Source organism: Cellulosimicrobium sp. CUA-896, from assembly GCF_001942335.1.
Taxonomy (GTDB): domain Bacteria; phylum Actinomycetota; class Actinomycetes; order Actinomycetales; family Cellulomonadaceae; genus Cellulosimicrobium.
Genome location: NZ_MKKH01000012.1, coordinates 46,263 through 68,902 on the forward strand (window position 1 = coordinate 46,263; position 22,640 = coordinate 68,902).

General features: G+C 73.9%; 23 protein-coding genes and 4 pseudogenes. 21 read left to right on the forward strand and 6 right to left on the reverse strand.

From position 1 onward, the window contains the following. Window positions 1-75 precede the first annotated feature (75 nt). Window positions 76-1,563, forward strand: a complete 1,488-nt coding sequence (locus BJF88_RS05690; RefSeq protein ID WP_075828089.1) for an XRE family transcriptional regulator — start codon at window positions 76-78, stop codon at window positions 1,561-1,563. A 10-nt stretch (window positions 1,564-1,573) separates the two neighbouring features. Here the strand turns inward: BJF88_RS05690 and BJF88_RS05695 are convergent, their stop codons facing one another. Further along, complete coding sequence (locus tag BJF88_RS05695) at window positions 1,574-2,644, reverse strand: hypothetical protein (protein WP_075828090.1); 1,071 nt, start codon at window positions 2,642-2,644, stop codon at window positions 1,574-1,576. A 185-nt stretch (window positions 2,645-2,829) separates the two neighbouring features. On the opposite strand from BJF88_RS05695, the gene BJF88_RS05700 reads away from it, so the two are divergent. From BJF88_RS05700 to BJF88_RS05755, 13 genes and pseudogenes are all read left to right on the forward strand, one after another. Beyond that, window positions 2,830-4,107 (forward strand): hypothetical protein, encoded by a 1,278-nt coding sequence (locus BJF88_RS05700; RefSeq protein ID WP_158068883.1) that lies wholly within the window; start codon window positions 2,830-2,832, stop codon window positions 4,105-4,107. A 126-nt stretch (window positions 4,108-4,233) separates the two neighbouring features. After that, window positions 4,234-4,458 (forward strand): hypothetical protein, encoded by a 225-nt coding sequence (locus BJF88_RS05705; protein ID WP_075828092.1) that lies wholly within the window; start codon window positions 4,234-4,236, stop codon window positions 4,456-4,458. 136 nt (window positions 4,459-4,594) lie between these two features. After that, window positions 4,595-4,729 carry a hypothetical protein gene (locus tag BJF88_RS21345; protein ID WP_255371790.1) on the forward strand — a complete coding sequence of 45 codons (135 nt, stop codon included), beginning with the start codon at window positions 4,595-4,597 and terminating at the stop codon, window positions 4,727-4,729. A gap of 183 nt (window positions 4,730-4,912) precedes the next feature. Continuing rightward, window positions 4,913-7,273, forward strand: a complete 2,361-nt coding sequence (locus BJF88_RS05710) for a chemotaxis protein CheA (protein WP_255371791.1) — start codon at window positions 4,913-4,915, stop codon at window positions 7,271-7,273. Then, window positions 7,270-7,680 (forward strand): chemotaxis protein CheW, encoded by a 411-nt coding sequence (locus BJF88_RS05715; RefSeq protein WP_075828094.1) that lies wholly within the window; start codon window positions 7,270-7,272, stop codon window positions 7,678-7,680. Before BJF88_RS05710 ends, BJF88_RS05715 begins: the two co-directional genes overlap by 4 nt. A 664-nt stretch (window positions 7,681-8,344) precedes the next feature. Then, a pseudogene (locus BJF88_RS23120) lies at window positions 8,345-9,354 on the forward strand (methyl-accepting chemotaxis protein). A 215-nt stretch (window positions 9,355-9,569) separates the two neighbouring features. Next, window positions 9,570-11,017: pseudogene (locus BJF88_RS05725) on the forward strand (methyl-accepting chemotaxis protein). Between the two features lie 152 nt (window positions 11,018-11,169). After that, a complete protein-coding gene (locus BJF88_RS05730; RefSeq protein WP_075828095.1) occupies window positions 11,170-12,240 on the forward strand; it encodes a chemotaxis response regulator protein-glutamate methylesterase in 1,071 nt (356 codons plus the stop codon). Then, window positions 12,237-13,049 carry a protein-glutamate O-methyltransferase CheR gene (locus BJF88_RS05735; protein WP_075828096.1) on the forward strand — a complete coding sequence of 271 codons (813 nt, stop codon included), beginning with the start codon at window positions 12,237-12,239 and terminating at the stop codon, window positions 13,047-13,049. The genes BJF88_RS05730 and BJF88_RS05735 overlap by 4 nt, the downstream gene beginning before the upstream one ends. Continuing rightward, window positions 13,046-13,429, forward strand: coding sequence for a response regulator (locus BJF88_RS05740; protein WP_075828097.1), 384 nt, complete (start codon window positions 13,046-13,048; stop codon window positions 13,427-13,429). Before BJF88_RS05735 ends, BJF88_RS05740 begins: the two co-directional genes overlap by 4 nt. Continuing rightward, window positions 13,426-13,893 (forward strand): chemotaxis protein CheX, encoded by a 468-nt coding sequence (locus tag BJF88_RS05745; protein WP_075828098.1) that lies wholly within the window; start codon window positions 13,426-13,428, stop codon window positions 13,891-13,893. Before BJF88_RS05740 ends, BJF88_RS05745 begins: the two co-directional genes overlap by 4 nt. After that, window positions 13,890-14,252, forward strand: a complete 363-nt coding sequence (locus tag BJF88_RS05750; RefSeq protein ID WP_075828099.1) for a response regulator — start codon at window positions 13,890-13,892, stop codon at window positions 14,250-14,252. Before BJF88_RS05745 ends, BJF88_RS05750 begins: the two co-directional genes overlap by 4 nt. 30 nt (window positions 14,253-14,282) lie before the next feature. Continuing rightward, complete coding sequence (locus BJF88_RS05755) at window positions 14,283-14,774, forward strand: hypothetical protein (RefSeq protein WP_083648895.1); 492 nt, start codon at window positions 14,283-14,285, stop codon at window positions 14,772-14,774. Between the two features lie 87 nt (window positions 14,775-14,861). On the opposite strand, the gene fliW is transcribed toward BJF88_RS05755, so the two are convergent. The 5 genes from fliW to BJF88_RS05775 are packed head-to-tail and all read right to left on the reverse strand — an operon-like array spanning window position 14,862 to window position 18,054. Beyond that, complete coding sequence (gene fliW / locus BJF88_RS05760; protein ID WP_075828100.1) at window positions 14,862-15,227, reverse strand: flagellar assembly protein FliW; 366 nt, start codon at window positions 15,225-15,227, stop codon at window positions 14,862-14,864. After that, window positions 15,227-16,102 carry a flagellar hook-associated protein FlgL gene (gene flgL / locus BJF88_RS05765; protein ID WP_083648896.1) on the reverse strand — a complete coding sequence of 292 codons (876 nt, stop codon included), beginning with the start codon at window positions 16,100-16,102 and terminating at the stop codon, window positions 15,227-15,229. Before flgL ends, fliW begins: the two co-directional genes overlap by 1 nt. 30 nt (window positions 16,103-16,132) lie before the next feature. After that, on the reverse strand, window positions 16,133-16,678 hold the full coding sequence (locus tag BJF88_RS21355) for a flagellar basal body rod C-terminal domain-containing protein (RefSeq protein WP_255371793.1): 546 nt from the start codon (window positions 16,676-16,678) through the stop codon (window positions 16,133-16,135). Continuing rightward, the gene (locus tag BJF88_RS05770; protein WP_255371794.1) at window positions 16,594-17,553 is read right to left on the reverse strand and encodes a flagellar hook-associated protein FlgK; all 960 of its coding nucleotides are present in this window, start codon (window positions 17,551-17,553) and stop codon (window positions 16,594-16,596) included. The genes BJF88_RS21355 and BJF88_RS05770 overlap by 85 nt, the downstream gene beginning before the upstream one ends. Window positions 17,554-17,565: 12 nt before the next feature. Continuing rightward, the gene (locus BJF88_RS05775; protein WP_139315924.1) at window positions 17,566-18,054 is read right to left on the reverse strand and encodes a flagellar protein FlgN; all 489 of its coding nucleotides are present in this window, start codon (window positions 18,052-18,054) and stop codon (window positions 17,566-17,568) included. A 225-nt stretch (window positions 18,055-18,279) separates the two neighbouring features. Between BJF88_RS05775 and BJF88_RS05780 the strand changes: the two genes are divergently transcribed. The 7 genes and pseudogenes from BJF88_RS05780 (at window position 18,280) to BJF88_RS21365 (ending at window position 22,594) form a co-directional block, all read left to right on the forward strand. Continuing rightward, a complete protein-coding gene (locus tag BJF88_RS05780) occupies window positions 18,280-19,080 on the forward strand; it encodes a sigma-70 family RNA polymerase sigma factor (protein ID WP_075828101.1) in 801 nt (266 codons plus the stop codon). Between the two features lie 151 nt (window positions 19,081-19,231). Next, entirely contained in the window at window positions 19,232-20,071 is an 840-nt protein-coding gene (locus BJF88_RS05785) for a flagellin (RefSeq protein ID WP_158068884.1), read from the forward strand. A 166-nt stretch (window positions 20,072-20,237) separates the two neighbouring features. Next, window positions 20,238-20,564 (forward strand): annotated as a pseudogene (locus BJF88_RS05790) (flagellin); the annotation flags it as partial. A gap of 209 nt (window positions 20,565-20,773) precedes the next feature. Next, the gene (locus BJF88_RS19475; protein WP_158068885.1) at window positions 20,774-21,109 is read left to right on the forward strand and encodes a flagellar cap protein FliD N-terminal domain-containing protein; all 336 of its coding nucleotides are present in this window, start codon (window positions 20,774-20,776) and stop codon (window positions 21,107-21,109) included. Continuing rightward, complete coding sequence (fliD, locus tag BJF88_RS05795; protein ID WP_083648899.1) at window positions 21,106-22,146, forward strand: flagellar filament capping protein FliD; 1,041 nt, start codon at window positions 21,106-21,108, stop codon at window positions 22,144-22,146. Before BJF88_RS19475 ends, fliD begins: the two co-directional genes overlap by 4 nt. Before the next feature lie 98 nt (window positions 22,147-22,244). Further along, a pseudogene (locus tag BJF88_RS21360) lies at window positions 22,245-22,328 on the forward strand (flagellar export chaperone FliS); the annotation flags it as partial. A gap of 95 nt (window positions 22,329-22,423) precedes the next feature. Next, the gene (locus BJF88_RS21365; protein ID WP_255371798.1) at window positions 22,424-22,594 is read left to right on the forward strand and encodes a hypothetical protein; all 171 of its coding nucleotides are present in this window, start codon (window positions 22,424-22,426) and stop codon (window positions 22,592-22,594) included. Window positions 22,595-22,640: the final 46 nt, after the last annotated feature.

Below are 22,640 nucleotides of genomic sequence, written 5' to 3' on the forward strand. Positions count from 1 at the left end.
GCCTCGTGCCGCCACGCGTGACTTTCCCAGCAGTACGACCGTGAAGATCAGCGGATCTTGACGTACCGTGAAGCCATGACGCACGGCGCGCCGGCGGCGGACGACGCGGCGGCCCCGGCGGACCCCGAGGCCGACCTCATCACCCTGGGCCGACGGGTCCGGCACTTCCGCACCGCCCGCGGTCTGACCCTCGACACGCTCGGTGAGGCCGTCGGGGCGGCGCCCAGCCTGCTGTCCATGATCGAGAACGGCCGGCGCGAACCGCGGCTGACGCTGCTGCACCAGATCGCCCGCGCGCTCGACGTCCCCGTCCCGGACCTGCTCACCGACGAGCCGCCCTCGCGCCGCGCCGCGCTCGAGATCGCGCTCGACCGCGCGCAGCGCGGCCCCTTGTTCGCCGCGCTCGGCCTGCCGTCGGTGCGCGCGAGCCAGAAGCTGCCGCTGCCGGTCCTGGAGAACCTCGTCGGCCTGCACGCCGAGCTGCAGCGACGGGCGACCGAGGCGATCGCGACGCCGGAGGAGGCGCGTCGGGCCAACACCGAGCTGCGCCTCGAGCGCCAGGCGCGCGACAACCACTACCCGGAGATCGAGGAGCTCGCCGAGTCGATGGCCCGCCGGGCGGGCTACACGTCCGGGGCGCTGACGCACCGGACCGTCTCGCGCATGGCGGAGCAGCTCGGGTTCACCATCTGGCACGTCGACGATCTGCCGCACTCGACCCGGACCGTGACCGACCTGCGCCACGGCCGCATCTACCTGCCACCCGCCTCGATCCCGGGCGGGCACGGGCTGCGCTCGCTCGCGCTGCAGGCCATCGCCCACCGCGTGCTCGGGCACGAGCGCCCGCGCTCGTACGCGGAGTTCCTCCGCCAGCGCGTCGAGATCACCTACTTCGCCGCGTGCTGCCTCATCCCGCAGTCCGCGGCCGTCGACTTCCTCGAGCGGCGCAAGCGCGAGAAGGACCTCGCCGTCGAGGACCTGCGCGACGCGTTCGGCGTCACGCACGAGGCGGCCGCCCAGCGGTTCACCAACCTCGCGACCGTGCACCTCGGCATCCCGCTGCACTTCCTGCGCGTGGGTGACGACGGCGCGCTGTTCCGCGGGTACGCGAACGACGGGCTGCCCCTGCCCGCCGATGCGACGGGCGCGATCGAGGGCCAGCTCGTGTGCCGGCGCTGGGCCGTGCGCGAGGCGCTCGCGCGGCGCGACCGCGCGACCGAGTCGTACCAGTACACGGACACCCCCGCGGGGACGTTCTGGTGCTCGACCCAGACGGGCACGACGGCGACCGGCGAGTTCTCCCTCGCCGTGGGCGTGCCGTTCGCGTCCGCGAAGTGGTTCCGGGGACGGGACACGACCGTGCGTCGGCAGTCCGGGTGCCCGGACGAGAGCTGCTGCCGCCGCCCGGCCCCCGACGCCGCCGGGCGCTGGCAGGACGCCTCCTGGCCGAGCGCCCGCATGCACCAGCACGTGCTCTCGGCCCTGCCCAGCGGGGCGTTCCCCGGCGTCGACGCGACCGAGGTCTACGCGTTCCTCGAGAAGCACGCACCGCGCGAGGCGTGACGCGCCCTGCTCAGAGCGTCGCGGGGCCGGAGAGGGCCGCGACCTGCCCGAGCACCTCGGCGGTCTCGATCTCGACCCGCAGCGCGATCCGGTCGAGCCCGACGGACGACGTCTCCACGACCGAGCCGAGCAGCGCGCGCAGGTCCGCCACCGCACCGAGCGCACGGGCCTGCGTCGCGGCGCGCTCGGCGCTCGCCGTGACGAGGCCCAGCGCGAGGCCGAGGTCCTCGGCGACGTCGTCGTGCGGCGAGAGCAGCGTCGAGGCGACGCGGGCGAGCGTGCCGGCGCGGCGGCCCAGCTCGCGCGCGGGCAGGTGCGCGTCGGCCAGCTCGGCCGCGCGGTCCGACAGCTCGCGCGCGACGAGCGCCGACGACGCGTCGCGCAGGTCCTCGACGTAGGTCCGCGTGCCGTCGGCGCCGGCCAGCGGCCGGTGGGCGCGGTCGAGCGCCCACGTGGGGTCGCGGTCCTCGGCGCGCAGGTACCGGTCGAGGTCGACCGCGTCGAGGGCGTCGTCGTCCTCGCCCGCGAGCCACGCCTCGACGCGGGCGAGGTCGTGCGGGTCGTCGACGTCGAGGCCGACGGTGGACAGCACGTCGAGCCACGTGCCCGTCCGCGCGTCGAAGAGCGGCAGGAGGTGGTCGTCCGCCGCGCCGGCGGCGCGCACGAACCGGCCGTGGGCGTGGTCGTGGAGCAGCACCCAGCGGCGGCCCTCGATGACGACCGGGCTCGACTCCGACAGCTCCAGCACGACCCGCAGCGTCCACTCGTCGTACGTCTCGCCCCACGCCTCCCCGGTGGCGGGGTCGCGCAGGACGCTCGGTGCCCGCAGCCGCCCGGGCAGCCACAGGAGCGGGTGCCACATCGCCTCGGGGCGCAGCGCCGGCCAGCGGCGGTGCCCCTCCGGTACGGTCCAGGGCATCGGGAGCGGCGTCGCCGAGAGCGGGGAGAGCAGCACCTCGTCCTCGGCGAGCCCCGTGAACGTGCGCCACATCTGCAGCCGCTCGACCGTGTCGAGCGCCGACGCGGGCAGCAGGAGGTGCTCTCCTGGCCCGACGTCGAGCGTGCGGCGCCTGTGCTCCACGGAAGTCCTCTCTCGCGATGTCGTCGGACGGGCCTATGCCGTCCTCGCGACGGCCAGCCTGCTCGCCAGAGGAAGACGAGGCCGTCGGCGCCGCGATGACGCGGTGTGACCGACGTCACACAATTCTCGGGCTGCGAGCGCTCCGTTTTCGTGGTGGCGCCGCACACACCCATGACATGGAGATCGTGTCCGCCGCCACCGACACCGCCGTGGTCCGCCCGCTGCACGACCGTGCGAGCGACGAGCTCGACCGCACGACGACGGAGCTCGCGCTCCGCGTGCGCGCCGGGACCCTCGCCGAGCGCGAGGCGCGCATGAGGATCTACGAGGCGACCTTCCGCACGGGCATCGTGCGGGCGGAGACGCTGCGCTACTGCCACCGGCACAACATCGCGCGCTTCCTCCACGACGACATGGTCGAGGCGGCGGTGGACTTCTACACGCGCAAGATCCTCGACCTGCCGAGCGTCGACGGTGCGGAGGGCGACTCCACCGGCCGCAACGGCACGAAGTTCTTCGACCTCGAGGTCTTCGCGGACGGCGCGAGCGCGGCCGGCTCGATCCGGCAGGCGCTCGGCGACTACACGCTCATGCACCGCACGCTCCTGCGCAGCGTGCGCTCCGCGCGCAAGGTCGGCCAGATCGTCTCGACCGAGCTCCTCGAGGGCACCATCGACGCCGACGGTCGCCTCGCCGGCCTCGTCCACGAGCTGCCCGTCGTGCCCGACCCGGCCGCCGAGGTGCTCGACGCGGGGCGCAACGAGCGCCTCGACCGGCTCTACGACGCGCACGGCAGCGCGGCGGCACGGCAGCGCGGCGTCCTGCGGACCCACATCGACGCGTCGGCGATCCGGGACGCGTTCGACCTGCCGGAGCTGGCGCGGCCGCTCGACCCGGAGGTGCGCACGCGCATGCTCGCGTGGGTCGAGGAGGACCCCGCCATCGCGCTGCGGTCCGTCCTCGCCCGCCACCGGACGCCGCCGTGCCGCCGCACCGAGGCGCTCGGCCGGCTCTGGGCGGCCTTCGACGACGCCGAGCTCGAGACCGTCGCGGAGCACGAGTACGGCGAGAAGATCGCGGACCTGCTCGTGCGCGACGTCCTCGCCGACCGCGCACGGCCGGGCCGTCCCGCGGTGTCGCGCACGCGCGTCGCCGTGAAGCGGGCCGTCGCCGGCTGCAAGGTCGACGGCGCCTGGGTGACGGACCTCACCGCCGTGTTCCTCGAGCACGAGCACGAGGCGCGCTCCGCCTGGGACCCGGACCGCGGGGCGGGCGAGTCGACGCGGGACTCCGTGCGGTACCTGCGGTCGCTCGCCGCAGCGGCCGCGCTTCCCGGCACCCCGCTCGGACGCACGCCCGCGCAGGTGCGTGGGACGCTCGCGGAGCTCGTCGCGACCGCCCGTCAGGGCACGAGCGCGAAGCGCACGGAGGCCGGCCCGGCGGCTGTGCGCGCAGCCGTCTAGCAGCGCGCCGCAGCGCTTCCCGGAGCGCCCCTCACCCGCCGTCCGCGCCGGGAGAGGGGCGCTCCGTCTGCATAGGGACACCGAACGTCGAGAGCCTCGTCCGCCGAGGCCACGAGAGGAGATCCCATGGGCCCCGCCATTCCCGCGCGCACGCGGGCGAAGACCGTCGCGGAGCGCTGTGCGCCCCTCACCAAGGAGCTCGCCCGCCGCCGGTCCGGCAAGCCGCTGACGCCGGTCGACGTGCACGAGCAGATCGCCTCCCTGGTCGACGAGCTCGTCGTGCAGGGCATGACCCGTGGTGAGGCCGCCGGCCTCGTCAACCGCGCGGCGCAGAAGGCCACCGCCGCGTGAGGGCGCTGCGGCGGCCCTGGGAGGTCGTCGGCGTCGTGCGCCGGAGCGACGGGGACGACGCCGGGCACCCCGCAGGCCCTGCGCCCGTCGTGCCCGTGCCCCCCGCGTGGCAGCACCGCTGCGACGCCTGCGGCACGTGGGCCTGCGTCCACGTGCGCGTCGCGAGCGCGGCGAGCTCCTGCTGTGCGCCGAGCACTTCCGCACCCACGAGGCGACGCTCGACGCGCGCGGCTACGCCGTGTCGTGGGGCGCCACGGAGCACCCCGCGTAGTCCCGGAAACCACCCGCTCGACCCCCCACGAACCCCGCCGACCCGCCGACAGTGCCCGGTGATCGCCCCCCGTACGCGGCGGGAGATCGCCGGAGCACCAGGAGGGAGCTCCGGGGACCGTTCGCCGGAGCCGGCGACGGACGAAGACGCCAGTGATGGCAGGGGGAGGTTGCCGTGGACGAGATGGACGAGATCGTTCACGAGTTCCTGGTCGAGTCGTACGAGAACCTCGACCAGCTCGACCAGGACCTCGTGGCGCTCGAGAGCGACCCGTCGTCGCGCACGCTGCTCAGCAGCATCTTCCGCACGGTGCACACGATCAAGGGCACGAGCGGGTTCCTCGGGTTCGGCAACCTGGAGCGCGTGTCCCACGTGGGCGAGTCGCTGCTGTCGGAGCTGCGCGACGGCAAGCGGGACATGGACCAGCCGACGGCCGACGTGCTGCTCGCGCTCGTCGACACGCTCCGGGCGATCCTGGCCCGGGTCGAGTCGGGAGCCGGCGACGACCTCGACGTCGAGCCGATGGTCGAGCAGATCGTGGCCGTCCAGGAGGGCCGCGCCGTCGAGGGCGCAGGGCCACGGGCCGCGAGCCCGGACTCGGACGAGGCCACCGGGGACGCCGCCGCACCGGTCGACGAGGACCCGGCCGAGGCGGTCGACGCGGTCTCGGCCGCCGACGCGGTGGCCACGGCCGAGGTGCCCGCAGAGCCGGTGCCCGCCCCCGAACCGGTGCCCGCCCCGGCCCCGGAGGCCGCCGCGCCGCCCGCGGTGCCGGCGCCGACGACGGGACCGCGCGCCGAGGAGACCGAGACGCACCAGCGCAACGCCGCCGAGGGCTCGATCCGCGTCGACGTGGACCTGCTCGACACGCTCATGCGCCAGGTCGGCGAGCTCGTGCTCGTGCGCAACCAGATCGACCGCATCGCCGGCGAGGGGGAGGACCAGGACACCAAGCGGTCCGCCCAGCGGCTGAGCCTCATCGCCTCGGAGCTGCAGGAGGGCGTCATGAAGACGCGCATGCAGCCGATCGAGCACCTGTGGTCGAAGATGCCGCGCGTCGTGCGCGACCTCGCCAAGATGCTGGGGCGCGACGTGCGCATCGAGATGGTCGGCGGCGACACCGAGCTCGACCGCTCGCTGCTCGAGGCCGTGAAGGACCCGCTGACGCACCTGGTGCGCAACGCGGTCGACCACGGCATCGAGGCTCCGGAGGTGCGGGTCGCCGCGGGCAAGCGCGCCCAGGGCCTCGTGACGCTGCGCGCCTACCACTCGAACGGCCAGGTCGTCGTCGAGATCACCGACGACGGGGCCGGTATCGACCCCGAGAAGGTCGGGCGCACGGCGGTGAGCAAGGGCCTGCGCACGGCGGCGGACGTCGCCGCCATGACGCCGCCCGAGCTGCTCGACCTGCTGTTCCTGCCCGGGTTCTCGACGGCCGCCAAGGTCACCAACGTGTCCGGCCGCGGCGTCGGCATGGACGTCGTGCGCACCAACATCGAGGCCATCGGCGGGTCCGTCGACGTCGAGTCCGCGGTGGGGACCGGCACCACGTGGCGCATGCGCATCCCGCTGACGCTCGCGATCATGCCTGCGCTCACGGTGACGTGCTGCGGCTCCGTGTACGCGATCCCGCAGGTGAGCCTGCTGGAGCTCGTGGCGCTGGGCGACCAGCACGGCGAGATCGAGCACGTCGGCACCGCGCCGGTCTTCCGGCTGCGCGGGACCCTCCTGCCGCTGATCTCGCTGGCCGAGGTGCTCGGGCTGGAGCAGGAGGCCGAGGGCCGCGTCATCGCCGTCGTCGAGGCCGACGAGCAGCGCTTCGGCGTCATCGTGGACCGGGTCCTCAACATGGAGGAGATCGTCGTCAAGGCGATCGCCAGCCGTCTCAAGCAGATCGGCATGTACTCCGGGGCGACGGTCCTCGGGGACGGCGGTGTCGCGCTCATCCTCGACCTCCAGGCGATCGCCCGGCGCGTGCTGTCGGCCGAGGCGGCGAGCCTCGCGCGGGCGCACGTCCAGGAGGCCGCCGACGAGCTCACCGCGACCGAGCAGACGCTCGTCGTCGGGGCGGGGGAGCGTCGGGTCGCGATCCCGCTGTCCGCGGTCACGCGGCTCGAGCGCATCCGCGCCGAGACCATCGAGCGGGTCGGCGCGCGCGAGGTGCTCCAGTACCGCGGCGCGCTGCTGCCGCTCGTGCGGCTCGACCAGCTGCTCGGCGCGAGCAGCGGCCTTCCGGCGGACGAGCTCGACGTCGTCGTGTACACGCGCGGCGGCCGGAGCATCGCGATGGCCGTCACCGAGATCGTCGACATCGTCGAGGACGACGCGCGTCGTCACAGCGACATCGACGACCACGGGCTCCTCGGCTCGACGGTGCTCAAGGACCGGGTGACCGAGCTGCTCGACGTGCGCAGCGCCGTCCAGGCGGCCGACCCCGGGTTCTTCGACGACGTCGAGGCCGGTGACCTCTCCGAGCTCGACGGCGTGGAGGACCTCCACGACCCGCTGGCCGGTTCCGGCCTGACCCTGGCAGGTGCACGATGACCACCCAGCTCGTGACGTTCACGCTCGACGACCGCCTCTGCGGCATCCCGGTCGACCGGGTCCAGGAGGTGCTCCCCGGCGGGACGCGCACCCGGGTCCCGCTCGCACCCGACGACGTCGCCGGCCTCGTCAACCTGCGCGGGCAGGTCGTCCTCTCGGTGGACCTGCGCCGCCGGCTGGGCATGCCCGCCCGGGACGAGGACCAGATGATGGTCGTCGTCTTCGTCGGCGACGAGACCGTGAGCCTGCTCGTCGACCAGATCGGCGACGTCCTCGAGGTCGACGCCGAGCAGTTCGAGGCACCGCCGCAGACGCTCACCGACGAGCTCCAGGCGGTCATCCTCGGCGCGTACAAGCTGCCCCAGCGGCTGCTCCTCGCGCTCGACGTCGACGCCGCGGCCTCCTGAGCCGCACCTTCCCTTCTTCCCGCACGTTCTTCCGTTCCTGAGGAGTACCCCCATGTCCACCCACGACACGTCCCCCCGCACGGCGACCCGCCGGCGTCGCCGCTTCGCCGACCTCTCGGTCCGCACCAAGGTGCTCGTCGCGCTCGGCGTCCTCGCCACCGTGCTGGTCCTGATCGTCGGGTTCGCGCTGACGAGCCTGCGCTCGCTGGCGGCCAGCACGGCCTCGGTCACCGACGTCGCCAACTCGCTCCTGCGCAGCAACGCGCAGGTCGACCACGACACGCAGGAGGCCTGGCGGCTGACCTACCAGTACCCGCTCGTCCAGGGCGAGGCGCGCGCCGCGGTCGTCGCCCAGATGGATGCGACCGACGCGCTGGTCGCGGAGCAGTCGGCGGCGATCGACGCGGTGCTCGAGGCCGCGGGCGTCGACGAGCCGAACTGGAACGAGTTCAAGGCCTCGTGGGCCGAGTGGGTCGCGTTCCGCGACGCGTCGCTCATGCCCGCGGTCGACGCGGGCGGGGTCTCGCCGGAGCTCCAGGCGCAGAACGACGAGATCATCGCGACGTACCGCGCGGCGCTCGGAGCGTCCGGTGCCGGCGTGTACGACTACCTCGGCACGGTCGCGGACGACGCGGCTGCCGAGTCGTCGCGGACGTTCCTCCTCATGATCGTGCTGTCGGCCGCGGGCCTGGTGCTGTCGCTGCTGCTCGGCGTCCGCGTCGCGAACTCGATCCGGCGGTCGGCCGACAAGGTCCGGGGGTCGCTGGACGCCCTCGCCGCCGGTGACCTCACGGTGCCGGCGGACGTGGACAGCCGGGACGAGCTGGGGCAGATGGCCGTGTCCCTGACGACGGCGCAGACGAACCTGCGCGGCATCATCGGTGAGGTCGCGGGGACGTCGGAGGCGGTCGCGGCGGCGGCGGAGCAGCTGTCGGCGACGAGCCAGCAGTTCTCGGCGAGCACGACGGAGGCCGCGACGCGGTCGGGCGCGGTGGCGTCGGCGGCGGAGCAGGTGTCGCAGAACGTGCAGACGGTCGCGGCGGGTGCCGAGCAGATGGGCGCGTCGATCCGGGAGATCGCGCAGAACTCGAACGAGGCGGCGAAGGTCGCGAACAAGGCGACCGACCGCGCGGCGGCGACGAACGAGACGGTGCAGAAGCTCGGCACGTCCTCGCAGGAGATCGGTGACGTGATCAAGGTGATCACCTCGATCGCGGAGCAGACGAACCTGCTGGCGCTGAACGCGACGATCGAGGCGGCGCGCGCGGGGAGGCCGGCAAGGGCTTCGCGGTCGTGGCGAGCGAGGTCAAGGAGCTGGCGCAGGAGACGGCGAAGGCGACCGAGGACATCGCGCGCCGGGTCGAGGCGATCCAGGGCGACACGGCGAGCGCGGTGGACGCGATCGGGGAGATCGCGGACATCATCGGCCAGATCAACGACTACCAGCTGACCATCGCCTCGGCGGTGGAGGAGCAGACCGCGACGACGACGGAGATGTCGCGCGGCGTCCAGGAGTCCGCGACCGGTGCCGGGGAGATCGCCGACACGATCACCGGGATCGCGACGGCGGCGTCGTCCAACACGGCGGCGCTCGACCAGATCAACGGGGCCGTGGGCGAGCTCGCCCGCATGTCGGCCGAGCTGCGCGCCCGCGCGGCCCAGTTCGCCTACTGACCCCGGCGGTCCCCCAGACCAGGGCGGCGGCTGCCGGCCCCCACCGGCAGCCGCCGTCCGACCTCGGAGCACCCGACTCCGAGGACCACGCGGCAACCCACCGAAGGACCTCCACGCACCACTGACCGAAGGACACCGTCATGAGCACCCGTACCCGGACGCGTCGCCTGCGCGACCTGTCCATCCGCACCAAGGTCCTCTCCGCCGTCGGCGTGATGGCCGTCGCCGCGGCCGCCATCGGCGTCGTGGGCGCGGGCCAGGTGGGCAACCTCGCCGCCGAGCAGGAACGGGTGTACCAGCAGCGCGTCGAGCCGATGGTCGACTTCGCCGCGGCGCACCGCATGTACCAGGGTGCGCGGGCGCGCACGGCCGCGATGGGGATGCTGTCTCCCGGGCGGCTCGACCTCGCGGTCGCGGAGATCGAGACCTTCACGACGGACGCGACGGACCTGCTCGAGACGCTGCGGCCCGTGGCGGCCGACCCGGCGGCCGTCGACGCGGCCGTGGCCGCCGTGACGAACTACGGCGCGACGGTGCGCGGCGACTGGCTCGACGTCGTGCGCGGCGGCGACCGCGCCGTCATCGAGCGCTACTACGACGAGACGATGCAGCCGCTGTCCGACATCGTCAACGACTCGCTCACCGCGCTCACGGAGCTGCAGGCGCAGTCCGCGGCGGAGGCGAACGACGAGGTCGCCGCCCTCGCGCTCGGCACGGAACGCCTCATCCTCGTCATCCTCGTCGCCGGTCTCGTCGCCGGGTTCGGGCTCGCGCTCGTCGTCGTGCGTCGGATCATGCGCAACGTCCGGAGCATCGGCACGGCCGTCGACGCCCTCGGCGCCGGCGACCTCACCGTCCGGCCGCAGGCCGACTCCCGGGACGAGCTGGGCCGGATGACCGACAGCCTCGCCGGCTCGATCGCCTCCCTGCGCGCCACGATCGGCAGCGTCAACGAGGTGACCTCCGCGGTGGCCGCGAGCGCGGAGGAGCTGGCGGCGTCCACGACGCAGCTCGTCGCGACGACGGAACGGTCGTCCGCGCAGTCGGACGCGGTCGCGTCGGCGGCGGAGCAGGTGTCGCAGAACGTGCGGACGGTGGCTGCGGGTGCCGAGGAGATGGGGGCGTCGATCCGGGAGATCGCGCAGAACTCGAACGAGGCGGCGAAGGTCGCGAACCTGGCGACGGAGCAGGCGGCGGTGACGAACGAGACGGTGCAGAAGCTCGGGTCGTCGTCGCAGGAGATCGGGAACGTGATCAAGGTGATCACCTCGATCGCGGAGCAGACGAACCTGCTGGCGCTGAACGCGACGATCGAGGCGGCGCGCGCGGGGAGGCCGGCAAGGGGTTCGCGGTGGTGGCGAGCGAGGTCAAGGAGCTGGCGCAGGAGACGGCGAAGGCGACCGAGGACATCGCGCGTCGGGTGGAGGCGATCCAGGGCGACACCGAGGGTGCCGTGGGTGCGATCGCGGAGATCACGCAGATCATCGGGCAGATCAACGACTACCAGCTGACCATCGCCTCGGCGGTGGAGGAGCAGAGCGCGACGACGACCGAGATGTCGCGCGGCGTCCAGGAGTCCGCCACCGGGGCCAGCGAGATCGCCGGGAACATCACCGGGATCGCCTCGGGCGCCAGGAGAACGCCCGGACCATGGAGCAGATGAGCGCCGCGGTCGGCGAGCTCGCGCACGTCTCCGAGGAGCTGCGGGCCCGCGTCTCCCGGTTCCGGCTCTGACGCCTCGACCGTGACCCGCACGACCCCCACCCCCCGCACGGCGCACCCCGCCGCCGTGCACGGCACCGAAGGAGGCCGAGGATGATCCGCGTCCTCGTGGTCGACGACTCCGTCGTCATCCGGCGCCTCGTCTCGCAGACCCTCGAGCGGGACCCCGACATCACCGTCGTCGGCACCGCGGCGGACGGCCGTCTCGCGCTGGCGAAGGTCGAGCAGCTCGACCCGGACGTCGTGACGCTCGACATCGAGATGCCGACGATGAACGGGATCGAGACCGTGCGCGCGCTCCGCGCGGCCGGGCGGCGCATGCCCGTCATCATGTTCTCGACGCTGACGGAGCGCGGCGCCGCCGCGACGCTCGACGCGCTGACGGCCGGCGCCACCGACTACGTCACGAAGCCGAGCGGCGCCGGCTCGGTGCAGACCGCCCTCGAGCGGGTCGGCCTCGAGCTCGTGCCGAAGATCAAGGCGCTCGTCCCCCGGGCGACCCGGGCCTCGGCGGCCCCCGCGGCGCCGACGTCGGCCGCGGCGGGGCCGCCGCGCACGGGAGGCCGGCCGGCGCCGGTCAAGCCGGTCCGTGCGGTCGTGGTGGGCTCGTCCACCGGCGGCCCCGAGGCGCTGCGCGTCGTCCTGTCGGCGCTGCGCCGGCCGTTGCCCGTGCCGATGCTCCTCGTCCAGCACATGCCGCCGGTGTTCACGCGTCAGCTCGCCGAACGGCTCGACCGCGAGGGCGCGACCCGCGTCGTCGAGTCGGCCGGGGGAGAGGTGCTGCAGCCCGGCCACGCCTACCTGGCCCCGGGCGGGCGCCACCTCGAGGTCGTCCGCGAGGGCGCGCACCTCGCCACGCGTCTCACCGACGGGCCGCCCGTCAACTTCACGCGCCCGGCCGTCGACGTGCTGTTCCGCTCCGCGGTGCGCGTGCTCGGCGGGGACCTGCTGGCGCTCGTGCTCACCGGCATGGGCTCCGACGGCCGGGACGGCGCGGGCGAGATCGCCCGCGCGGGCGGCCACGTCGTCGCCCAGGACGAGCGGACCTCGGTCGTGTGGGGCATGCCCGGGGCCGTCACGACCGCGGGCCACGCCCACCAGGTCCTCCCGCTCGACCAGGTCGCCCGTGCCGTGTCGACCGCGACCGAAGGAGCACGCGCATGACCGTCTCCACCCAGTCGTTCAGCTACGTGAGCGACCTGGTCCGCAAGCACAGCGCGATCCAGCTGACGCCCGGCAAGGAGTACCTCGTCGAGTCCCGGCTCGGGCCGCTCGCGCGCGAGAAGGGGCTCCAGGGCCCCGACGCCGTCGAGAGCTATGTGCAGCGCTACGTGCGCGGCGGCTCGGCCGTCGAGGTCGTGCGCGTCGTCGAGGCGATGACCACGAACGAGACCTCCTGGTTCCGGGACTCCTCGCCGTTCACGGCCCTGCGCCGCGTCATCCTGCCGGCCGTCGCGGGCACGGACCTCAACGTCTGGTCCGCCGCGTGCTCGACCGGCCAGGAGCCGTACAGCATCGCGATGGTGCTGCGCGAGGAGAACGTCGCGCGCTACCGCATCCTCGCGACGGACATCAACGCCCAGGTCGTCGCCCGGGCGCGCACGGGCCGCTACAGCCAGCTGGAGGTCAACCGCGGCCTGCCCGCGCCGATGCTCGTGCGCAACTTCACGCGCGTCGGCGCTGAGTGGGAGGTCGACGCGGCGCTGCGCGGCAGCATCTCGTTCCAGCAGCACAACCTGCTCGACCCGCCGCCCGGCACCGGGCAGTTCGACGTCGTGTTCCTGCGCAACGTCCTCATCTACTTCGACATGCCCACGAAGCAGTCGATCCTCGCCCGGCTCCGCCGCCGGGTGCGCCCCGGTGGCTTCCTGGTCCTGGGGGCCGCCGAGACCACCGTCGGCGTCGACCCCTCGTGGGACCGGGTCGACGTCACGCAGGGCTCCATCTACCGACTCCGAGGAGGCAGCGCATGAGAGCGCTGATCATCGACGACGCCCGTGTGATGCGCCGCATCGTCGCCACGACACTGCACGATCTCGGCTTCGAGACGGCCCAGGCGGCCGACGGGCGCGAGGCGCTCGACCTGCTGGAGGCGGGCGAGCGCTTCGACCTCGCGTGCGTCGACTGGAACATGCCGGTCATGGACGGGCTGGAGTTCGTCCAGGCCGTGCGCGCGAACCGCGACTGGCGCGACCTCACGCTCATGATGGTCACGACCGAGTCGGAGCAGGGGCAGATCGTGCGCGCCCTCGCTGCGGGCGCCCACGAGTACCTCATCAAGCCGTTCACCCCCGACGCCCTCATGGCGAAGCTCGACATGCTCGGGCTCCTACCGACGAAGGAACTCGCATGATCGACACCCACGAGACGCTCGCGCTGAGCGTCGTCCCGATCGCCCAAGACCTGTTCACCGCGATGATCGACGGCGAGCCGGGCCTGCTGACGCCGGAGCCCGCGACGCTGCCGGTCGTGGACCCGGTGCACGCCTGGGTCGACATCGTCGGGCCGGCGCACTACCGCGCGCTGGTCGTCACGGGCCGCGCCACCGCGGACCGCCTGGCGCGCGCCCTGCTGCAGATGGCCGACGACGAGGACGTCTCGCTCGAGGACGTCCAGGACGCGCTCGGGGAGGTCGCGAACGTCGTCGGCGGCAACCTCAAGGGGATGCTGCCCGAGGGCTCGTCGTTGACCCTGCCGGTCGTCGACGTCGTCGGCCCGACCGCCACCCGCCCCGCCGACCACGAGCAGCCCCTGCTGTGGCGCGGCGACCCCCTCGTCATCTCCCTGTGGACCCCGAAGAACGGAGAAGAGCTGTGAAGGTCCTCGTCGCCGACGACAGCCGCGTCATGCGGCAGATCGTCGTCCGCACCCTCCGCCAGGCCGGCTTCAGCGCCTGGGACGTCGTCCAGGCCGGTGACGGCGCGGAGGCGCTCGCCATGGCGCAGTCCGAGCAGCCCGACCTGGTGCTGTCCGACTGGAACATGCCCGAGATGAACGGCATCGACGTCCTGCGCTCGCTGCGCGCCGCCGGCTCGACGGTCCCGTTCGGATTCGTCACGTCGGAGGGCTCGCCGCAGATGCGTGAGCTCGCCGACAGCGAGGGCGCGCTGTTCCTCATCGCGAAGCCGTTCGACGCCGATACGTTCGAGACGGCCCTGCGGCCGCACTTCCGCTGACCCACCCGCCCCACCCGGAGGAGCACTCCTGTGATCACCGCGACGCCCCTGCCCCAGCTCAAGGAGCTGCGCGACCTGTACGGGGGCCTGGTCGGCCGTGACTGCACGGTCGAGCGCGTCAACGAGCTCATGTCGCCCGAGACGAGGCCCGGCGTGATCGTCGCCACCTACGTGAGCAACCGCGCGCAGGTGGAGGCGGTCGTCGCCGTCGACGTGCCGCTCGGCGCGTACCTCGGCGCGGCCATCGGCCTCATGCCGCCCGCGCCGGCCAAGGACGCCGTGGCCGACGGCGCGCTCACCGACGTCCTGCTCGAGAACGTGGGGGAGGTCCTCAACGTGACGGCCGCGCTGTTCAACGCCGAGGGCGCCCCGCACCTCAAGCTCGCGGAGGTGTTCGACTCGACCCGCGGCGCCCTGCCGGGCGCACCGGTGTCGTTCCTGCGCAGCACCGGACGCCGCGTGGACGCCTCGGTCGAGATCGCCGGCTACGGCGGGGGAGCGCTCACCGTCGTCCTGCGGTAGCCCGCCCGTCGGCCGCCACCGGCCCGCACACCACGAACGGCTCGCCTCGGACCACGAGGCGAGCGTTCGTGCGTGCGCGGACGCGGATCAGGCGGGTGCGAGCTCCCGGCGCAGCTCGTGGCCCTGGCCCTCGAGGATCGCCTGGACGGCGGCCCCGGTATCGGGGTGGACGAGGACGGGCGCGACGAGGTTCACGCTCACCGCACCGTGGCGGGCGTTCGCCACGACGAGCAGGACGGGCTCCTCGTCGCCCGCGCCGATGCGGTCGAGGTCGGCGGCGGGGATGGCCGGCGCGTAGTCCGGCACCCACCGCGTCGGGGTGAGGACGAGCATCTCGACGCCCGGGGCGTCGAGCGCGGCGAGCGTGTAGACGCCGTCGTCGTCCTCGGCCAGGAGCTCGAAGCGGCGGGCGTCGAGCCCGGGGGGCGGGGTCACGAAGGTGATGGCGGTCATCAGCGGATGTAGTCCATGAGAGAGGGCTGGAGGAGGTTGGCGCCGATGCTCAGGGTCGCCTGGTACGCGACCTGCTTGAGCTGCAGGTCGATGGCGAGCTCGGCGATGTCGGCGTCCTCGATGCCGGCGCGGCGCGTCTCGAGGCTCGTGCGCGTGCCGAGGTTGGTGTCCGCGGCCCGCTCGAGCTGGTTCTGGCGGGCGCCCACGGTCGTGTGCTGGGTGAGGACGGCGTCGAGGCGCGCGTCCACGGCCGCGAGGTGGCCGCCGGTGCCCGTGTTCGCCCGCAGGTCCGCCGCCACGGTGTCGAGCAGCGCGAAGACCGAGGTGGCGCCCTCGCCGAAGACGCTGGCGCCGTCGATGTCGACGCGGACGGTCGTGTCGACGCCGATGCGCCGTTCGACGCCGGTGCCGGCGCCGCCCGTGAAGGTGTAGTCGTCCCGGAAGGCGACGCCCTCGTCGGACGTGCCGGCGAACACGGTGCGGCCCAGGTACGTCGCGTTGGACTGGCGCAGCAGCTCGTCGCGCAGCTCCTCGACCTCGGCGGCGATGGCCTCGCGTGCCTCGGGGGACGCCGTGTCCGACGCCCCCTGGAGCACGAGGTCGCGCACCTTCTGCACGACGTCCGTCACCGTGCCGAGGGTCGTGTCGAGCGTCGCGAGCCAGCCGTCGCCGTTGGCGATGTTGCGCTCGTACTGCTGCTCGGTGGCGAGCTGGTTGCGCACCGTGAGCGCGTCCGCCGCGGAGGACGGGTCGCTCGACGCGCGCACGAGCTTGCGGCCGGACGTGCCCTGCTCCTGCAGCTCGGCGATCCGGGCCAGGTTGGACTGCAGGCTCCTCGTGACGTAGGACGCCTGCATCTGGTTGGTGATGCGCACGGTTCTCCCCTCGCGGGCCGGTCGGCCGGGTTACAGGCCGACGCGGCCGGTGCGGTTGATGAGCTGGTCGAGCATCTCGTCGACGGCGGTGAGCACGCGCGCCGCGCCCTGGTAGGCGTGCTGGTACTGCATGAGGTTGACGGTCTCCTCGTCCAGCGAGACGGCGGACTGGGACAGCAGGTCGTTGAACGCCGCGGTCGACGCCGTGGTCGCGAGGCGCGCGTCGTAGCCCGCGGACGCGGAGCGCACGGCGAGCTGCGTGACGTGCGCCGACCACGCCGCGTCGGGGCCGTCCTTCGCGAGACCGAGACCGGAGATGGCGTCCGCGACCGACCCGTCGAGCGCTCCCGCGCCGGCGGCGGCCGTCGCGACGCCACCGGGCTCCGTCACCGCGACGCGCAGCCCGGCGGCGGGCGGCTCGCCCGCGGCGAAGGTGAAGAAGGCGCCGCCCGGCGCTCCCGACGGAGTGAGCGCCGTGGCGTGCAGGGCGTTCACCTGGGTCGCGAGCTCGGTGGCGAGCGCGTCGTAGCCGGCCGCGGCCTGCGCGTAGACGCCCCCGTCCCCGGCGGGCGCCATGGCCGACAGGTGGCCGGCGAGCTCGCCGCCCTCGAGCGCGACGGGCACGCCGGCCCGGTGCGCCCACTCGAGCCGCACGGGGTCGCCGGCGGAGCCGTCGAGCGACGCCGAGCCGGCCAGGCGGACCTCGTTGACCCGGTTGCCGTCGACGAGGAAGTTGCCCCCGACGAGCACGTTGACCGTGCCGTCCGGGTTGCTGCTCGTCTGCGCGCCGGCGAGGCGCGCGAGCTCGGTCGTGAGGAGGTTGCGCTGGTCGACGAGCTCGTTGACCGAGCCGCCCTGCCCGCTCGCGTGAGAATCTGGACGTTGAGCGCCGCGATCTTGCCGGCGGCGGTGTTGACCTCCGAGACGAGCGAGCCGGCGGTCGTGCGCGCCTGGTCCCACGCCGTCTCGACGCGGCCGCGGCCCTCCACGAGCCGGTCGACGATCGCGCCGGCCTCCTCGATGACGACCCAGGCCTGCGCGTCCTCGCCGGGCGAGTTCGCGACGTCCTGCCACGCGCCCCAGAACGACTGGAGCGCGGCGGACAGGCCCGCGTCGGACGGCTCGCCGTGGATGTCCTCGACCGCCGTGTACGCGTCCGCGCGCACGCCGGAGTAGCCGTCGCTCGACGCCGTCTGGCGCACGCGCGCCTCGAGGAAGAGGTCGCCCAGGCGCGCGACGCCGTCGATGCTCACGCCCTGGCCGTTGCGCGTGGTCTGCGCGAGGCGGCCGAGGCCCATCTCGCCGAGCGGAGCGACCGCCGACTGCTGGACGCGCTGGCGCGTGTAGCCCTCCGTGTTCACGTTGGACACGTTCTGGCCGGTGACGTCCATGCCCGCCTGGGCGGCGGTGAGCCCCCGGAAGGCGGTGTTGAGGATGGCGAACGAGCTCACGGAGCGACTCCCTTACAGGACCGTGTCGAAGAGGTGGGCGACCGACGACTGCGACGTGGCGGCGCCGGTGGCGTCGTACGTGCGCGCCTCCCCGCCGAGCGTCGCGAGCGTCTCCTGCGTCGAGCGCGCCGCGTGGTTCACGAACTGGGCGTTGGCGTCGCGGACCGTCTTGATGCGCACGGTCAGCTCGGTGAGACCCGCGAGGTGCCCCTCGAAGATCTCGCGCCACGGGCCGCCCGCCGGGGCGGCCGCGACCAGCTCGCGCAGCGGCGCGTCGGGCTCGAGGCCCCACGACGTGGCGACGGTCTCGGACGCGACGGTGCGCACCAGGGTGGCCTCGCGCACCTTCTCGACGACGGTCTCGACCTCGCGGTTGGCGTGCGCGAGCCAGCGCGTGCGCCCGGCGGTGAGCAGCAGCTGCTCCTCCTCGAGCTTGAACAGCAGCATCTCGAGCAGCTCGCGCTCTCGCCACAGCAGGGTCGACAGCTCCTGAGGGCCCAACGTGCCTCTCCCTTCCGTGCGCGACGACGGCGGGCGCAGACCCGCTCGGGGAGCACTGTCGGCCACCGCGGACCGGATGTGGGGGACGACCTCACGCCCGGCCGGATCGCGACTGACGGGCGCGCCGCGCGCATGGGAGGAGCAGACGCGGTCGCCGCCGCGTGCGTCGACCGCGTCCTCCTCGGTGCCGCACCGGGGTCTTGCCCAGCAGAAAGGAGCTCCGGCGTGAACCTCTCCGAGCGCAACGCACTCGTCGTGGACAACCTCGCCCTCGTGGGCTTCCTCGTCTCGGACCTGTGCGCTCGTGCGGACCACCTGTCGCGCGAGGACCTCGCGTCGGTGGGGGCGATCGCGCTCACGACCGCTGCCGGCACCTACGACCCCTCCCGCGGCGTGCCCTTCGGCGCCTACGCCCGCCGCCGCATCGTCGGCGCGCTCGCCGACGAGCTGCGCTCCCAGGACTGGGCGCCGCGGTCGGCCCGCAAGCGGATCAAGGAGCTCACGGCGGTGGAGCAGGCGCTCACGGCCTCGCTCGGACGCGAGCCCACCGACGCCCAGCTCGCCGAGGCCATGGGCGTCGCCGTCGCGGACGTGCGGTCCATCCGCGACGACGCGGGCCGCTCGATCGTCGCCATGGAGGACGCGACCTACGAGCACGTCGTCCTCGACGCGCCCGGCCCGGAGGAGCAGGTGCTCGCGGTCGAGGAGCGGCACGTGGTGCGCGAGGCGGTCGCCGCCCTGCCGTCGCAGCTGCGCTACATCGTCGAGCAGGTCTACTTCGCCGGCCGCAGCGTCGGCGAGCTCGCGGAGGAGCTGGGGATCGGGCACTCGACGGTGTCGCACGCGCGCATCGAGGCGGTCCGGCTGCTGCGCGAGGGGCTCCAGTCCCACTACCCCGACCGCGAGACGAAGGCGCCCGCCGCGCCGCTGTCCGCCCGGCGCCGCGAGTACCTGGCCGAGGTGGGCGAGCGGGTCGCGGGCGGCGCCACGCGGCGCGCGGCCTGGGACGTCCCCGCCGCCTCCTGACCCCCCGCCTCCGTCACGCAGCGGCTCGTGGCCCACCACGGCGCCCGCCGAGCCGACAGTCAGCGGTGACGGGCCGTCCTCGGCCCGGTCACCCGGCCGTCGGCCGAGGACGAAGGGATGTGGGGACGTGGGCTTCTCGATCGTGACGAACGTGGCTGCGAACGCGGGCCACCGCCAGCTCTCGCTGACCCATCGCGCGAAGGACGAGTCCGCGGAGCGGCTCGCGTCGGGGCTGCGCATCAACGAGGCGGCGGACGACACGGCGGGCCTGACCACCGCGGAGGGCCTGCGCGCCCAGGCGAACGGCAGCGCCGTCGCGCAGCGCAACGCGGCGGACGCCGTCGCGATGCTCCAGACGGCCGACGGCGCGCTCGGCGGCATCCACGACCTGCTGCACCGCATGCGCGAGCTCGCGCTGCAGGCGGCCTCCGACACGAACGGCCCCGACGCCCGTGCGGCGCTCGAGGCGGAGCTCGGTGCGCTCGCCCTGGAGATCGCCCGCGCGCACAACGAGTCGAGCTTCAACGGCGACCTCCTGCTGCACAGCGAGCCCACGGTCACGTTCCAGGTGGGCGCGGAGGGGAACGCCGCGTCGACGATCGCGGTGCAGCTCCCGCGCGTGACCTGGGCCGTGACGCCGGTGCTCGTCGCCGGCACCGGCGCGCTCGGCGTCAGCCTCACCGGGGCCGGCGACCCGGCCGCGGCGCACGACACCTCGCGGGCCGCCGTCGAGGCGATCGACCGCGCCATCGCGCGCGTCTCCGAGGAGCGCTCGCGCATGGGCGCGACGATCAACCGGATCGACCACGCCGCGCGGGTCGCGAGCGGGACGCACGAGAACCTCCGCGCGGCCGAGTCGGCGATCCGGGACGCGGACATCGCGAAGGAGGTGCGCGACGACGCCCGGCTCGGGCTCCTCGCGCAGGCGGGCACCGCGATGCTCGCGCAGGCGAACCAGGCGCCGTCGTCGGTCCTGCAGCTCCTCGGCTGAGGCCCGCCCCGCGCCGAGCACGCGGGGGCGGGTGAAAACCGGCACCGGCGCGATCCGTCGCCCACCGGGCGGGCACGAGCGCGGGGCGGCTGCCGAGAGTCCTCGGTGACCGGCCCACGGATGGGCTGGGGGATCATCCGACCGCCCGTCTCACGGAGGACGTCTCATGGGCTTCAGCGTCAACACCAACGTCTCGGCACTCAACACGTACCGGAACCTCACCACGACCCAGGACAGCCAGAGCAAGTCGCTCGAGAAGCTGTCGTCGGGTCTGCGGATCAACCGTGCGGCGGACGACGCCGCGGGTCTGTCGATCGCCGAGGGCCTGCGTGCGCAGGTCAACGGCTACGCGGTCGCGGCGCGCAACGCGCAGGACGGCATCTCGGTCGTGCAGACGGCCGAGGGTGCGCTCGGCGAGGCGCAGTCGATCCTGCAGCGCATGCGTGACCTGTCGGTGCAGGCGGCGAACGACACGAACAACGCCGACGCGCGCACGTCGGGCGTGCTCCAGCTCCTCGGCTGACCCTGACCGTCCGGCGGACGGCGGGGACCGACCTCCTCGCCGCCCGCCGGGTGCCGCACCGGCCGTCGGCCCGCACAGGACGGCCACGGCGACCGCCCGGCCCTGACCCGGCACCCGCCCGGGCCAACCCACCGCACCGCACCGCACCGCACCGCACCGCGCACCTGGAGGCGACCCGCGTGAGCATCTCCTTCTCCGGACTGTCGAGCAACATCGACACCGCCGCCATCGTGGACCAGCTCATCCAGGTGGAGTCGATCCCGCAGCTGCAGCTCCAGTCCAAGGTCAAGGCGCAGCGCAGCGAGATCTCCGCGCTCCAGGACCTCAACACGCGTATCGCCGCCCTCGCGACGACGGCGAAGGACCTCGCCAAGAGCGACGCCCTCGCGCTGTTCACCGGGACGAGCACCTCCGACTCCGTGACCGTCGCGGCCGGCGCGGGCGCGAGCGCCGGCAGCATCGACGTCGTGGTCGACCGGGTGGCGCCGCGCAGAAGTCCGTCACGGGCACCATGACCGCGGCCTCGGGCACGCGCTTCACGCTGACCGACTCCGAGGGCAACCACACCGAGCTCACGGCCGCGTCGACGTCGCTCGACGACGTCGTCGCCGCGATCAACGCGTCCGACGGCGGCGTGCGCGCCGTCAAGGTCGCGGCCGGCACCGACGCGGGCACGGGGGAGAAGCTGTACCGCCTCCAGCTCACCGCGACGGAGACCGGCGCGGCGAGCGCCTTCTCGTTCCACGCCGGGACGGCGGCCGAGGTGGACGCCGGCACGGCCACCGACCTGCTCGCCGCCCCGGGTGCCGCGACGGTCACGGCCGCCGCCGACTCCTCCGTGCGCCTGTGGGCCGGCACCGCCGCCGAGCAGACGGTGACGTCGAGCTCGTCGACCTTCACGGACCTCCTGCCCGGCGTCGACGTCACCGTCGCGAAGGCGTCCGCCGACCCGGTCACGGTCACCGTCGGGGACGACGCCGACGCCCGCGCCGCCACGGTCAAGGGACTCGTCGACGCGGTCTCCGCCATCCTGTCGCGCATCGCGGCGCAGACGAAGGTGACGATCGGCGCCGACGGCAGCACGTCGGGGGCGACGCTGGCCGGCGAGTCGGTCGCCCGCTCGGCACGTCAGGCCCTGCTCGACGCGACGACCTACCCGGTGGACGGCACGTCGTTGGCGACCATCGGCATCGAGATCACCCGCTACGGCGAGATCACGTTCGACGCCGAGAAGCTCGGTGCGGCGATGGCCGAGGACCCCGACGGCACGACGTCGCTCTTCTCGCAGGTCGCCGCGCGGGTCCAGGACGCCGCCGAGAGTCTGTCCGACAAGTACGACGGCATGCTCACGACCTCCATCCAGAGCCGCGAGACGACCGCGAAGCGCCTCGACGACCAGATCGCCGGGTGGGACCTGCGCCTCGACCAGCGCCGCGCGCGCCTGACGGCGCAGTTCACGGCGATGGAGGTCCAGCTCGCGAGGCTGGACTCGCAGCAGCAGTGGCTGACGGGGCAGCTCGCGGCGCTGACCCCGCAGCAGCGTACGAACTGACCGGTTCCGTCACCCCAGGAGCACCCGTGAACCACCTCGCCCACAGCGCCTACGGCCGCGACGCCGTCCTCACCGCGTCCCCGGCCCGCCTGCTGACCATGCTCTACGACCGGCTCGTGCTCGACCTGCGCCGGGCCGAGACGGCGCAGGGGGAGGAGCGGTGGTCCGCCGCGTCCGAGCAGCTCCTGCACGCGCAGGCGATCGTCGCCGAGCTGATGGGCTCGCTCGACACGTCGGTCTGGGACGCGCCGAGGACCTCATGGCCCTCTACCTGTACATGCACGAGGCGCTCGTCGCCGCGAACGTGCACCGCGACATCGCCCGCACGCACGAGGTCCTCGAGCTCGTGGTCCCGCTGCAGGAGACGTGGCGTCAGGCCGCGGAGCGGCTCCCGGCCGGGCACGGACGCGCCGCCCTCGGCCCGGGCTCGGTGTCCGGTGTCGCCTGAGGTGGTGACCGACGCCGGGACGGTCGCGCCGGCCGCGCCGGCCGCG